At 66.6% G+C, this 13220-nt stretch carries 12 protein-coding genes; 9 read left to right on the plus strand and 3 right to left on the minus strand.

All coding sequences use genetic code 11. From position 1 onward, the window contains the following. Positions 1-175: 175 nt before the first annotated feature. The 9 genes from KUW00_RS11425 to KUW00_RS11465 all read left to right on the plus strand — a co-directional run bounded on the left by KUW00_RS11425 (position 176) and on the right by KUW00_RS11465 (position 10328). The gene (locus tag KUW00_RS11425) at positions 176-1645 is read left to right on the plus strand and encodes an aldehyde dehydrogenase family protein (protein ID WP_222569126.1); all 1470 of its coding nucleotides are present in this window, start codon (positions 176-178) and stop codon (positions 1643-1645) included. Between the two features lie 78 nt (positions 1646-1723). After that, on the plus strand, positions 1724-2737 hold the full coding sequence (locus KUW00_RS11430) for an ABC transporter substrate-binding protein (protein WP_222569127.1): 1014 nt from the start codon (positions 1724-1726) through the stop codon (positions 2735-2737). A 52-nt stretch (positions 2738-2789) separates the two neighbouring features. Continuing rightward, on the plus strand, positions 2790-4376 hold the full coding sequence (locus tag KUW00_RS11435) for a sugar ABC transporter ATP-binding protein (RefSeq protein WP_222569128.1): 1587 nt from the start codon (positions 2790-2792) through the stop codon (positions 4374-4376). Beyond that, positions 4373-5386: an ABC transporter permease gene (locus tag KUW00_RS11440; protein ID WP_197037066.1), complete on the plus strand. Its 1014-nt coding sequence runs from the start codon at positions 4373-4375 to the stop codon at positions 5384-5386. Before KUW00_RS11435 ends, KUW00_RS11440 begins: the two co-directional genes overlap by 4 nt. 1 nt (position 5387) lies before the next feature. Next, complete coding sequence (locus KUW00_RS11445) at positions 5388-6368, plus strand: ABC transporter permease (protein WP_222569129.1); 981 nt, start codon at positions 5388-5390, stop codon at positions 6366-6368. 7 nt (positions 6369-6375) lie between these two features. After that, entirely contained in the window at positions 6376-7518 is a 1143-nt protein-coding gene (locus tag KUW00_RS11450; RefSeq protein WP_222569130.1) for a mandelate racemase/muconate lactonizing enzyme family protein, read from the plus strand. Positions 7519-7560: 42 nt separating this feature from the next. Further along, the gene (locus tag KUW00_RS11455; RefSeq protein WP_222569131.1) at positions 7561-8580 is read left to right on the plus strand and encodes a zinc-dependent alcohol dehydrogenase; all 1020 of its coding nucleotides are present in this window, start codon (positions 7561-7563) and stop codon (positions 8578-8580) included. Then, a complete protein-coding gene (locus KUW00_RS11460; protein WP_222569132.1) occupies positions 8577-9353 on the plus strand; it encodes an SDR family NAD(P)-dependent oxidoreductase in 777 nt (258 codons plus the stop codon). Before KUW00_RS11455 ends, KUW00_RS11460 begins: the two co-directional genes overlap by 4 nt. Before the next feature lie 12 nt (positions 9354-9365). Next, positions 9366-10328, plus strand: a complete 963-nt coding sequence (locus KUW00_RS11465) for a C-terminal binding protein (protein WP_108449887.1) — start codon at positions 9366-9368, stop codon at positions 10326-10328. A gap of 248 nt (positions 10329-10576) precedes the next feature. Here KUW00_RS11465 and KUW00_RS11470 read toward each other — a convergent pair whose 3' ends face one another. The 3 genes from KUW00_RS11470 to KUW00_RS11480 all read right to left on the minus strand — a co-directional run bounded on the left by KUW00_RS11470 (position 10577) and on the right by KUW00_RS11480 (position 13210). Beyond that, positions 10577-11194, minus strand: coding sequence for a helix-turn-helix domain-containing protein (locus tag KUW00_RS11470; RefSeq protein ID WP_222569133.1), 618 nt, complete (start codon positions 11192-11194; stop codon positions 10577-10579). A gap of 82 nt (positions 11195-11276) precedes the next feature. Then, positions 11277-11708, minus strand: a complete 432-nt coding sequence (locus KUW00_RS11475) for a nuclear transport factor 2 family protein (RefSeq protein WP_222569134.1) — start codon at positions 11706-11708, stop codon at positions 11277-11279. A 125-nt stretch (positions 11709-11833) separates the two neighbouring features. Continuing rightward, the gene (locus tag KUW00_RS11480; RefSeq protein ID WP_222569135.1) at positions 11834-13210 is read right to left on the minus strand and encodes an NAD(P)/FAD-dependent oxidoreductase; all 1377 of its coding nucleotides are present in this window, start codon (positions 13208-13210) and stop codon (positions 11834-11836) included. Between the last annotated feature and the right edge of the window lie 10 nt (positions 13211-13220).

The following is a 13220-nucleotide window of genomic DNA, read 5'->3' on the forward strand; positions in this document are numbered from 1 at the left end:
AGAAAATATAGACAATGGTCGTAGTACCTTACGCTTGCCAGCCACCTCGACCATCAACAGTATATGGTCGTACCAAACGTCATTTCAGCGTTATCCAACAGACGTTCTGACCACCCCAACGTTGTTCTGGCGTTACCCAATCATCGTTATGGCCTTACCCAACAGAGGACGCCCCATGGATTTCCAACAGTTCGGTGCCACCCCCCTGGAAGGCCGCATGTGGGTCGACGGTAGCTGGTTTGAGCATGCCGGCTCCCACGCCATCGAGGTGGACAACCCGGCCAGCGAGGCGCTGCTTGGCCAGGTCCCCGCCGGTGACGCCGCCGCCGTGGACGCCGCCGTCGCCGCGGCCACCAGGGCTCAGTCCGACTGGGCCAGGCGACCGGCCAACGAGCGTGGCAAGCTGCTGACCCGCTGGGCCGAGGAGATCGATCGCCATCTCGAACCCTTCGCCCGGCTGATTGCCCTGGAGCAGGGCAAACCCCTGTCCCAGGCTCGCGGCGAGGTCGGCGCCTGCAGCGAATTTCTGCGCTACAGCGCCCAGTGGGCCAGACGCATCGAAGGCGACATTCTGCCCTCGGACAATCGCCACGAGGAAATTCAGATTCGCTCGCTACCGCTCGGGGTGGTCGCCGGACTGACCGCCTGGAACTATCCGGCGGCCCTGGCCACGCGCAAGGCCGGCCCCGCCCTGGTGGCGGGCAACACCTTTATCCTCCTGGGTCACGAGATCACCCCCTTCGCCGGACTTTATCTGGCGGCGCTGTCCGAGCGCGCCGGGTTTCCGCCCGGCGTCTTCAACGTGGTGACCGGCCAGGGACCGGTGGTGGGCCAGGCGCTGGTGGAGCACCCCGACACCGACCTGATCACCATGACCGGCAGCACCCGGGCGGGGCGCCAGATCTTTCGCAGCGCCGCCGAGGAACTCAAGATCGTGCGGCTGGAGCTCGGCGGCAAGGCGCCCTTCATCGTGATGGAAGACGCCGACGTCGACGCCGCGGTGAAGGCCGCCGTCACCGCGCGCTATACCAACTGCGGCCAGATCTGCACCTGCAGCGAGCGTATCTACCTGCATCGCCAGATCGCCGACGAGTTCATCGACAAGTTCATCGCCGCCTCGCGCGCACTGAGCATCGGCAATCCGCTGGATGACCCCGACATGGGCCCCAAGGTCAGCCGTGGCGAACGCGACAAGGTCGCCGCCATGGTCCAGCGCGGTATCGCCCAGGGCGACAGCGTGCTGCTCGAAGGCGGCCCGCTCGACTCAGGCGACTACGCCAAGGGCTACTGGATCGCCCCGACCATCGTCGAGACCCGGGACAATCGCTCGCCGCTGATCGACGACGAGGTGTTCGGACCGGTGGTGCCGATCCAGCGGTTCGACGACTTCGAGCAGGCCCTGGCCTTCGCCAACGACACCTCCTACGGCCTTTCGGCCTATGTCTTCACCCGCGACCTCAAGCGACTGATGCGGCTGCCCTCGGAGCTGCGCTTCGGCGAGATCTACTTCAATCGCGCCAACGGCGAGCAGGTCCACGCCTATCACTCGGGCTGGGGCCACTCCGGCGTCGGCGGCGAGGACGGCAAGTACGGTTTTTCCGCCTACTTCAAGAAGCAGACGATGTACGTCAACTGGGGCGATTGAACGCCCCCTCCCTGCAGCACGGAGCACTGCCGACGCGGTGCTCTTTTGACAACAAGCACAATAGCCCAGGAGAACACGATGCCTTCGACCCACCACTCCCCGACCGCCCGTCACCCCCGCACCCGCCGCCTGGCGGGGCTTGCCACCGCCGCCCTGCTGGGACTTTCCGCCATGCCCGGCTGGGCCCAGCAGTTGCCTCCGCTGGAACAGAAGGACAGCTACCGGGTGGGCTTCGCCCAGATGGAAAGCAACAACCCCTGGCGCATCGCCGAGACCCAGTCGTTTCGTGATATCGCCCCCGAGTGCAACTGGCAGCTGACGGTGACCGACGCGGCCGGTTCCGCCGCCAAGCAGGTCGCCGACGTGGACAGCATGATCGCCCAGGGCGTCGATGCGATCTTCCTGCCCCCGCGCGAGGAAAAGGCGCTGATCCCGGCGGTGATGAAGGCCCGTGCGGCAGGCATCCCGGTGTTCCTGGTCGACCGTATCGTCGATGACGAGGTCGCCAAGGCCGGTGAGCACTATGTCAGCTTCCTCGGCTCCGACTTCATCGAGCAGGGGCGCATCGCCGCCCAGTGGCTGGTCGACAACTTCGAAGGCGATCAGGCCCACATCATCGAGCTCGAGGGCACCACCGGCGCCTCCTCGGCCAATGACCGCAAGGAAGGCTTCGATGCGGTCATCGCCGAACAGGACAACATGGAGATCATCGCCTCCCAGTCCGGCGACTTCGCCCGCGATACCGGTCGTCAGGTGATGGAGACGCTGCTCCAGGCCCATCCTGAGGTCAACGTGGTCTACGCCCACAACGACGAGATGATCATCGGTGCCATCCAGGCGCTGGAACTGGCCGGACGCACCCCCGGCGAGGACGTGCTGCTGGTCTCCATCGACGGCACTCGCGACGCCCTGCAGGCGATCCTCGACGGCAAGCTCGGGGTCAGCGTCGAGTCGTCGCCGCGCTTTGGTCCGATGGCCTGCGACGTGCTCAACCGCTACGCCGCCGGCGAGACCATCGAGCCCTGGGTGCGCGTCGAGGACCGTGTCTTCACCCAAGACAACGCCGCCGAGCATATCGACGACGCCTATTGAGCTGAGCCACGCCGGTTGATCCCGACCTGACATTCCAACCAGGTACCACGTCATGACAGCGCTTATCGACATGCGCGACATCCACAAGCGGTTTGGAGGCACCGTCGCCCTCGACGGCGCCTCGCTCACGATCGCGCCGGGTGAGGTGCACGCCCTGATCGGCCAGAACGGGGCGGGCAAGTCCACCCTGATCAAGGTTCTGACCGGGGTCTACACACCGACCAGCGGCCAGATCCTGCTCGACGGCGAGCCTGTGGCCTTCTCTGGCCCGCGCCGGGCGCAGCAGGCTGGCGTTGCCACCATCTACCAGGAGCTCAACCTGGTGCCGCTGCGCTCGGTCACCGAGAACATGATGATGGGCTTCGAGCCCCTTCACTGGTGGGGCGGGATCGACTGGCCCCAGGCCCATCGACGGGCCCGCACGGTGCTCGAGGAGCTGGGGCTGGACATCGACGTCCGCCGTCCGCTCAGCGAGTACTCCACCGCCATCCAGCAGCTGGTGGCCATCGGCCGAGCGGTGTCCCAGCAGGTCAGGCTGGTGATCATGGACGAGCCGACCAGCTCGCTGGACGAACGCGAGGTCCAGCGGCTGTTCGAGGTCATCCGGCTGCTCAAGTCCCAGGGCACCTCGGTGCTGTTCGTCTCGCACTTCCTCGAGGAGCTCTACGCGGTGTGCGACTGCGCCACCATCATGCGCAACGGCGCCACGGTGGAGCAGCGCACCCTCAGCGAGACACCGCGCCTGGAGCTGGTGGCCTCCATGCTTGGCCGCAAGGCCTCGGACATCCAGGCAAGCGGCACCACCAGCTTTCGCGAGATGGAACTCGACACCGACGAGACGCTGCTCGAGGTCGAGTCCCTGGCCACCGACAAGGGCCTGCGAGGCGCCTCGCTGGAGGTGCATCAGGGCGAGATGGTCGGCCTCGGAGGTCTGCTCGGGGCCGGTCGCAGCGAGCTTGCCCGCGCCCTGTTCGGGCTCGATCGCACCACCCGGGGCAGCATGCGGCTGGTCGGCCAGCGCTACGCCCCCCGCCACAGCCGCGACGCCATCGCCGCGGGGGTGGCGCTGCTCAGCGAAGACCGCAAGGTCGAGGGCATCATCCCCGAGATGAGCGTGCGCGAGAACATGACCCTGCCCCTGCTCGGCACGCTGAGCCGTCGCGGCGTCATTCAAAGGCGGCGCGAGCGCGAACTCGCCGCACACTATATAGAGGCGCTCAAGATCAAGACCGCCTCCATGGAACAACCCATCGGCCAGCTGTCCGGTGGCAACCAGCAGAAGGTACTGCTGGCACGGTGGCTGGCGACCCAGCCGCGACTGCTGATCCTCGACGAGCCGACCCGTGGCGTCGATATCGGCGCCAAGCGCGAGATCCAGCGCATCGTCCAGGACTATCAGGCCCAGGGCGGCGCGGTGCTGATGATCAGCTCGGAATTCGAGGAACTCGCCGAGGGCGCCCAGCGGGTGGTGATCATGCACGAAGGCCACTCGACCCGGGTGCTCGACAACCCCGGGCTCAGCGAAGACGCCCTGGTCACCGCCATCGCCACCGCCCAGCACGACCGAGCCGACGGCGCGGCGCGTGACGACGAGAGATCCCCCGCTACCGCCACCGACCACCAGGAGACCGCACCATGACGTCGCTCCACTCCTCCCGTCAGGCGACGCCCCGGTCGGCCAGCCCGCGATGGCGCCAGGCCATGCCGGTGAATCCCCGCAGCCTGGCGCTGCTCGTCGCCCTGCTGGCACTGATCCTGTTCAATGTCGCGATCACCCCCAACTTTCTCGAGTGGCAGACGCTGTCGGTCAACGTCTCCCAGGTGTCGACCATCGCCATCGTCGCCATCGGCATGACCCTGGTCATCGCCACCGGTGGCATCGACCTGTCGGTGGGCGCGGTGATGGCCCTGGCCGGCGCCCTGGCGCCACTGATCTTTCTGTCGGAGTTCGGCCAGCAGGCGCCGCTGGCGATGACCCTGGTGGCGATCGTCGTGGCCCTGGCCGTCGCCGTGGCCTGTGGGCTGTTCAATGGCGTGCTGGTCAGTCGCTTCGGCGTGCAGCCGATCATCGCCACCCTGGTGCTGTTCATCTCCGGTCGCGGTCTGGCCCAGGTGCTGACCAACGGCAACCTGCAGACCTTCGACAATCCCGCCTTCGAGTTCCTCGGCGCCGGTCGGCTACTCGGCCTGCCCTTCCAGGGCTGGCTGGTGGTGGTCATCGCCCTGGTGGTGGCCTGGGTCATCGCCCGCACCCGCTACGGCCGCTACCTGCTGGCCACCGGCGGCAACCCCCAGGCAGCACGCATGGCCGGGGTCCCGGTGACCCGCGTCAAGCTCGCGGCCTACACCAGCTGTGCCCTGCTCGCTGGCCTCGCCGGGCTGATCACCGTGGCCATCAATTCCGCCTCGGACGCGGCCAAGAACGGCAACCTGATGGAACTCGACGCCATCGCCGCGGCGGTGGTCGGCGGCGCCCTGCTCAAGGGCGGCAAGGCCCCCATCGCCGGGGTCATCCTCGGCGCCGCGATCATTCAACTGGTGCGCTACACCCTGCTCGCCAACGGCGTCGCCGACGAGGTAGCGCTGGTGGTGAAGGCCGCCATCATCGTGCTGGCGGTGTATCTCCAGACGCCCAGAGGAGCCCACTGACATGACCACCGTCTCCTGGCGCCAGCGCCTTGCCGACAATGGCCAGGCCACCGGGGTCTGCGTGATCCTGCTGGCACTGATCTGCCTCGGCCTGATCCGCTACGACAATTTCGGCAGCGCCTACAATCTTTCATCCTTTCTCAACTACAACGCCATGTTCGTGCTGATCAGCCTGGGCATGTGCCTGGTGATCATCACCGGCGGCATCGACCTGTCGGTGGGCACGGTGGCGGCGCTGTCCTCGGTCACCGCCGCCTACGTCAGCCCCTACGGCCTGGTCCCGGCGCTCCTGGCCGGGCTCGCCACCGGACTGGCGGCGGGTCTGGTCAATGCGGTGATGATCACGCGCCTGCATATCCCTCCCTTTATCGCCACCCTGGCGAGCCTGCTGGCGGCCAAGGGCACCGCCCTGATCATCAGCGGCAACCAGACGGTGCCGGTGGACTGGGCCAGCGGCTTTACCCGACTGGGGATGGAGTCGATCGGCGGCCTGCTGCCCTGGAGCTTCGCCATCACCCTGGTGGTCGGCGCCGGTCTCTGGTGGCTGCTGGAACAACGCCCCATCGGCCGCACCATGCTCGCGGTGGGCGACAACGAGGAAGCCGCCCACCTGATGGGCCTGCCCGCACGCAAGGCCAAGACCCTGGCCTACCTGATCAGCGGTGGTTGTGCCGGGCTCGCCGGGGTCTTTCTGGCCTCGGGCTTTGGCGCCGGCCAGCCGCTGGAGGGACTAGGCTGGGAGTTGACCGCCATCGCCGCCGTCGTCGTCGGCGGCACCCTGCTGACCGGCGGCAAGGGGTCGCTGGTGGCGACGCTGATCGGCGCCTTGATGCTCGGTCTGATCTTCAACCTTTTGAACTTCGAAAACGGACTCGGCACCTTCAACCTCAGCGCCTACTGGCAGATGGTCATCCGCGGCGCCTTTCTCTTCGTCGTGATCGCGATCCAGGTGCAGATCACGCGCACACGCAACACAGGATAATCCTCCCATGTCGACGATCACCTCCATCGAGCTCGACCTCTACCGACTGCCGCTGAGCGAGCCCATGGGCGATGCCAAGCATGGCGTGCACACCGACTTCGAGGTCGTGACCGCCACCGTCACCACCGCGGATGGCCACAGCGGTACCGGCTACACCTATACCGGCGGGCGCGGCGGACACGCCATCCTGGCACTGCTCGAGCACGACCTGGCGCCGATGCTGCTGGGGCGTGACGCCGGTGACATCGCCGGCTGCTACGACGACATGCTGTGGCATATCCACTACGTGGGCCGCGGCGGCATCGCTGCTTTCGCCATCTCGGCGCTGGATATCGCGCTGTGGGACCTCAAGGGCCGCCGCCTCGGCCAGCCGCTGTGGCAGATGGCCGGCGGCCAGGGCCGCCAGTGCCAGGCCTACTTCGGCGGCATCGACCTCAACTTCTCCCTCGAGCGGCTGCTTGCCAATGTTCAGGGCTACCTCGACCAGGGCGCCGAGGCCATCAAGATCAAGGTCGGTCGCCCGACCCTTGCCGAGGATGTCGAGCGGGTGGCCCGGGTGCGTGAGCTGATCGGCCCCGAGCGTCCCTTCATGGTGGATGCCAACTACGCGCTGAGCGTCGATGGCGCCATCGAGGCCGCCAGGGCCTTCGCGCCCTACGACATCACCTGGTTCGAGGAACCCACCCTACCCGACGACTACCAGGGCTATGCCCGCATCGTCGAGGCGACCGGCATGCCCCTGGCCATGGGCGAGAACCTGCACACCGCTCACGAATTCGGCTACGCCTTCGAACAAGCGCGGCTAGCCTTCATCCAGCCCGACGCCTCCAACTGCGGCGGTATCAGCGGCTGGCTCGATGTCGCCCGCCAGAGCCGCCACTACGGCCTGCCCATCTGCAGCCACGGCATGCAGGAATTGCACGTAAGCCTGGTGTCGGCCCAGCCCAACGCCGGCTGGATGGAGATCCACTCCTTCCCCATCGACCACTACACCCGGCGTCCGCTGGTCCTTGACCAGGGTCGCGCGGTGGCCCCGGACAGCCCCGGCATCGGGGTCGAGTTCGACCGCGACCGGATGGCCCCCCATCGCACCGGCGGTGCGCGGCTCGACAGCGACAGCGGGGCCGAGCGCCAGCAGCACAGCGCCTGAATTCTCCCTCTTCACAACGCCCCGACGACACGAGGAACCCCCATGGAAGCACTGGTCTATACCGGCCCCCGACAGGTCGAGGTCACCGACGTACCCAAGCCCGTCGAGCGGGCCGGCGCCGTCAAGGTTCGCATGCTCTACTGCGGTGTCTGCGGCACCGACATCGGCATCTACTCGGGCAAGCACCCGCGCGCCCAGGCACCCCTGGTGCTGGGCCACGAATTCGTTGGCCGAGTGGAGCAGACACCGCCGGACTCGCGCTTCGCGGTGGGCGACCGGGTGGTCGCCTACCCGCTGATCTCCTGCGGCGACTGCCACCCCTGTCGCAACGGCACCCCTCATGTCTGCGCCAACCTGCGCCTGATCGGCATCGATCGTGACGGAGGCATAACCGACCATCAGTGGATCGACGAAAGCGTGCTGTTCAAGGTGCCGGACAGCCTGTCCGATGAGGTGGCGGCCCTGGTGGAGCCCCTGGCGGTGGTGGTCAGGACCCTGCACCAGGCAAGCTTTGCGATGCTCGAAAGCGCAGTGGTGATGGGCGCCGGCCCCATCGGCCTGTTGACCGCCATCGTGCTGCGCCATTCAGGCGCCTCCCGGGTGATCGTCTCCGACGTCGACGAAGGCCGCCTGGGGCTGTGTCGCCAGCTCGGCTTCGATACCGTGGACGTGCGCAGCGAAAGCCTGGTCGAGCGGGTGGCCAGCGCCACCGGCGGCGACGGCGCCGACGCCGTGTTCGAATGCTCCGGCGTCGAGAGCGCGGCGCTGGAGATGACCAAGGTAGTACGCGTCGGCGGTACCATCTGCCTGACCGCCACCCACAAGGCGGCCCACGCGGTCAATCTGATCGACGTGAACTTCAAGGAGCTGACCCTGATCGGCTCCCGGGTCTACACCCACAAGCAGTTCGGCGACGCCCTGACTCTGGCCGACACCCTGGCCGATGAACTGCGCCAGACCATCACCCAGGTGGTGCCGCTGTCCGACGCGGCCGGTGTCTTCGAGATGATCGCCACGCCCTCCCTCAACACCGTCAAGGTACTGGTGGACTGCCAATCATGAAGCTGTTCGATCTACACGGCCGCAAGGCCATCGTCACCGGCGGAACCCGGGGCCTCGGCCTCGGCATGGCCGAAGCCCTGCTCGAGGCGGGCGCCGAGGTCGTCATCCTGGGCTCGTCGGACAAGGTCCATGAGGTCGCCTCGGGCCTGTCCACGTCGACCAGCGCCTGTCATGGCGTGGTCGTCGATCTGGCTAGCCGCCAGCAGCGCAGCGAGGGCTTCGACGCTGCCCTTGCCCAGCTCGGCGGTCGCCTCGACATCCTGGTCAACGCCGCCGGCGTCCAGCGCCGCCACCCTTCCGAGCACTTCCCCGCCGATGACTGGGAGGCGGTGCTCGAGGTCAACCTGACGGCGGTGTTCGAGCTGTGTCAGCTCGCCGCCCGGCATATGCTCGAGCGCGACGTCGAAGGGCCCGACGGCCAGGGCAAGATCATCAATATCGCCTCGCTGCTGTCGTTCTTCGGTGGCATGACGGTGCCGGCCTACGCCGCCAGCAAGGGCGGCGTGATGCAGCTGACCAAGGCCCTGGCCAACGAATGGGCGGCCAAGGGCATCAACGTCAACGCCATCGCCCCGGGCTACATGGCCACCGACATGAATAGCGCACTGCTGGCCGACGAGGGCCGCAACGCCGAGATCACCGCACGCATTCCCGCCGGGCGCTGGGGCAATGGCGACGACATGAAAGGACCGCTGCTGTTTCTGGCCTCCCCTGCCTCGGACTATGTCCACGGTGTCACCCTGCCCGTCGATGGCGGCTACCTCGGCCGCTGACAGGAGACTTGCATGAAGATCGTCTTTACCGACCTCGACCACGCCAACCACGACGTGGAAACCGAGATATTCAAGCGCGCGGGCTTCGATGTCCCGCTGCTTGAATGCCAAAGCGAAGATGCGCTGATCGAACAGCTCCAGGGCGTCGATATCGCCCTGAACCAGTACGCCCCCTTCACCCGCCGGGTATTCGAGGCCCTGCCCGATCTCAAGCAGATCGTGCGCTACGGGGTCGGCGTCAACAACGTCGACCTCGAGGCCGCCAGCGCCGCCGGGGTCCAGGTCTGCAACGTCCCGGACTACGGCATGCACGAGGTCTCCGATCACGCCCTGGCGCTGAGCCTGGCGCTGATTCGCAAGCTGGTGCCGATGAACGCCGGCTGCCAGGCCGGACGCTGGGAGTACGCCGATGCCATGCCGATCCGACGCCAGACCCGGATGACCGCCGGGGTGGTCGGCCTGGGTCGCATCGGCCGGCTCTACGCCCGCAAGATGGCGGCGCTGGGCTTCAATGTCATCGCCCACGACCGCTACCATCAGCCCAACGCCGAAGACGGCACCGACCAGCTTCGCTGCCTGGAACTCGATGAGTTGTTCCGGGAGGCCGACGTGATCGGGCTGTTCTGCCCCTTGACCGAGGAAACCCGCCATCTGGTGGACGCCGCGGCACTGGAGCGGATGAAGGACTCGGCCTATCTGATCAACACCTCCCGTGGCGGCATCATCGACGAGACGGCCCTGGCCCAGGCCTTGAAGGAAGGCAGGCTTGCCGGCGCCGCCCTGGACACCACCGAGCAGGAACCCTTGCCCGCCGACAGCCCGCTCAGGGGCATCGACAACTGCCTGATCACCCCGCACATGGCCTGGTATTCAGAAGACGCCGCGCAAGAGCTCAAGCGCAAGGTGGCCGAAGAAGCGGTGCGCTTCGCCAGCGGCGAGAAGGTGCTGTGGCCAGTGAACCGACTGCCTGCCTGAAGGCCTCGCCGGCCACCGAAAAGCCTGCCTGGAGAGAACGCGTGGAGAGAACACGTGGAGTGAACGCCCGGAGACCGCTCCGGGCGCCTTCGGCGTCGTCCGAAAAGTCGACGAGCGAAGGTTAGACAAGGCAAAAATCGGTGCGACAGCGCAGTTTACGGGGTGTAAACGAGCATGTTGACCGGACTGACGCACCAGCCGATTTTTAACGCCGTGTTACCGAGCGCAGGCACTTTCTCAGACAAGCCCTAGTAGTCGACCCCGGTCATCACCCATACCACCCGCGTCTCGATATCGCCGGGGTTGCGGATAAGGTGGGGCTGGTCGCCGGTGATGGAGAAGCTGTCGCCCGCCTCCAGCAGATGGCATTGATCACCGATGGTGAGTTCGAGCTGCCCGGCTTCGACGTAGCCGGCCTCTTCGCCCTTACGCTGCCTGGGCACCTCACCGCCACTGCCGCCTGGTTCCAGCCGCGTCATGATCAGAATCAACTGGCCGCTGAGACGCGGCGACAGCAGCTCTTCACGGACGCCGATGCCTGAAAATTCCATGGACCGGCGGCCGGAGGCGCGCACGATCACGTCCCGCTCGTGCTCGGGCACGTCATTGTCGGCCTCGAAGAACCAGCTCACCCGCACCCCCAGCGCCTCGCTGATCGCCTGCAGCACGCCGATGGGCAGCGACGACGCGCCCCGTTCGACCTGACTCAGATAGCCCACCGAGCGGTTGACCCGTTCGGCAAGCTCGGCCAGCGTCATCTGACGCGCCTTGCGCAGATCGCGGATCTGCTGACCGAGCCGCAGGGCGTCCTGACCCTCGCGGGTATCCCGGGTGGGCTCCTTGCTGGCGTCCTTCGTCCTGGCCATCGCTTTTCCCATCGTTATTGGCGTGGACCTAGACTACCAGAGGCTCGACCGGGGGCTAAGGCATCGCACGGCGACTAGGGCGTCAACCGGGGTCAAAGGCGGGACGCTGCTTGCGAAACGCCTGCTTGCGGGTGATCTTGCCATCTCGCACGCTGAACAGATCGACTCCGTCCGCCTCGACTCGCTTGCCGTCGGGCTGGGTGGCGACGAAGGTCGACTCGGAGACGATACGCTCGCCGCCAGCGCCTGGCCCATCGCTGCCACCGTCGGCGACACCGCCCGTGACGAAATAGTGCCTGCCGTTGATCCACTGCACGTCAGGCATGGTCCCCCAGGTGTTCTCGAAGGCCGCCTTGACGGCCTCCCAGCCCTCTATGCGGGTGCCATGGGCCTGGTCCCCGGCGACGGTATCGAAGACGATATCGTCGGCAAAATAGCTCATCACCGCGTCGATATCGTGGGCGTTGAAGGCCGCGAAGAGGCGATTGAGCGTCTCGTTTGTCATTGTCGTCATGGGGTCTCTCTCCTGTCGGGACATGTTGGCCGCTGTGAGGCGCGGTCGTTGCAAGTAGCAGTTATCGTGAATCGTGGTGGTGAGAAGAGGACGCCAGGCCTTAGCGGCGCCCTCCATTGCCATGGCTATCGCAGGCTGTCGAGCACCTGGAAATACCGGTAGAGGGCACGCTGGCCCAGGCGACGTACAGGCCTCAGCGGGTGCCCGGGCAAGGGCGAATTGAAGATCGGCAGGTCGGCCTCCTTGAGCGATTCGCCGGCGATCAGCGCCGCCATCTTTTTTGAGGCATAGGCAGAAAATGCCACGCCATTGCCGCTGTATCCCTGGGCGTAGAAGATGCTGCTGCCGGGGTCCGGCTGCACGATCCTTGGCATCATGTCGTGGGAGATATCCATCCAGCCGTGGGAAAACCAGGGCGTCTCGATACCGGCGATGGCCGGGAACTTTCGCGCGATGGCATCGTGGACCACCTTGAGGTGGCGCGGGTTCTGGGCGTCGGCACCGCTGATCGCGCTACGGGTGCCGATCTGCAGGCGCCTTTCCGGCAGAAAGCGATAGTAGTAGCGCAGCTTGCGGGTATCGGTGGTCAGCACGGTGGAACGAAAGCCGCAGGCCTCGACCTCGTCGTCGGTCAAGGTCCGGGTCCACACCGAGTTGGCCATGATCGGCATATTGCGATAGGCCGTGACCCGGTGCAGCTGGGGGCTGGTATAACCCGCGGTGGCGATGCCCACGGCACGCGCCCGCACCACACCCCCCGGGGTCCTGAGGTGATGCACCCCACCCTCGGTGGTCCAGCCCTCGACGGGGCTTGCGGTGTGAATCCTGGCTCCGAGCCGCCGTGCCACCCGGGCGTAGCCGTAGGCCAGCTTGAGCGGCTGAACGGCGATTCCCACCGGCTCCAGCATGGCGCCCTGGGCCTCCTGGTCGCCGATGTAACCCTCGAGCACGTCATCGCGACCGAGCACCCGAGTCGGGTAGCCCAGCAGCCGATTGCACAGCCGTGACTCCTCCTTGAGTCCATCGAGTGCCTTGGCGCCGTGAGCGATCAACAGGTTGCCGTGGTTCTGCGGCTCGCAGTCGATCTCGGGGTCCTCGGCCATCGACTGGAACACCTCGAAGCCCTCGAGGCTATTGGCGTGAAGACGCCGGGCGACGTCCTGGCCCCAGCGCTTCACCCACTGGCTGCGACTCAGGCGGCCCCAGGCGAGATGCCCCTGGCCGCCATTGCGGCTGGTGCAACCCCAGCCGATCTGGTTGGCCTCCAGCACGGTCGCCTTGATGCCGTACTCACGCGCCAGAAAGAGCGCAGTGGCAAGGCCTGTAAAACCAGCGCCGATCAGCACCACGTCGACGTCCATGTCGCGATCCACCGGGCCGTCGTCCTGCGGTGGAGGCCCGGCGTGATGGCGCCAGTAGCTCGGCGCGTAGTCCCGCCCGACACCGGGAGTGGCGTCTTTCAACGGGTCATAGCTGGGGTCGAACGGCGTGAGTACTGACATCAGACACTCC

It is taken from the genome of Halomonas sp. DP5N14-9, assembly GCF_019802175.1.
In the GTDB taxonomy this organism is placed as follows: Bacteria; Pseudomonadota; Gammaproteobacteria; order Pseudomonadales; family Halomonadaceae; genus Halomonas; species Halomonas litopenaei.

Coding starts and splice junctions, on each gene's coding strand:
- KUW00_RS11435 (WP_222569128.1), top strand. CDS start 2,790: ATGACAGCGCTTATCGACATGCGCGACATCCACAAGCGGTTTGGAGGC.
- KUW00_RS11430 (WP_222569127.1), top strand. CDS start 1,724: ATGCCTTCGACCCACCACTCCCCGACCGCCCGTCACCCCCGCACCCGC.
- KUW00_RS11425 (WP_222569126.1), top strand. CDS start 176: ATGGATTTCCAACAGTTCGGTGCCACCCCCCTGGAAGGCCGCATGTGG.
- KUW00_RS11455 (WP_222569131.1), top strand. CDS start 7,561: ATGGAAGCACTGGTCTATACCGGCCCCCGACAGGTCGAGGTCACCGAC.
- KUW00_RS11465 (WP_108449887.1), top strand. CDS start 9,366: ATGAAGATCGTCTTTACCGACCTCGACCACGCCAACCACGACGTGGAA.
- KUW00_RS11480 (WP_222569135.1), bottom strand. CDS start 13,210: ATGTCAGTACTCACGCCGTTCGACCCCAGCTATGACCCGTTGAAAGAC.
- KUW00_RS11440 (WP_197037066.1), top strand. CDS start 4,373: ATGACGTCGCTCCACTCCTCCCGTCAGGCGACGCCCCGGTCGGCCAGC.
- KUW00_RS11445 (WP_222569129.1), top strand. CDS start 5,388: ATGACCACCGTCTCCTGGCGCCAGCGCCTTGCCGACAATGGCCAGGCC.
- KUW00_RS11450 (WP_222569130.1), top strand. CDS start 6,376: ATGTCGACGATCACCTCCATCGAGCTCGACCTCTACCGACTGCCGCTG.
- KUW00_RS11460 (WP_222569132.1), top strand. CDS start 8,577: ATGAAGCTGTTCGATCTACACGGCCGCAAGGCCATCGTCACCGGCGGA.
- KUW00_RS11475 (WP_222569134.1), bottom strand. CDS start 11,708: ATGACGACAATGACAAACGAGACGCTCAATCGCCTCTTCGCGGCCTTC.
- KUW00_RS11470 (WP_222569133.1), bottom strand. CDS start 11,194: ATGGCCAGGACGAAGGACGCCAGCAAGGAGCCCACCCGGGATACCCGC.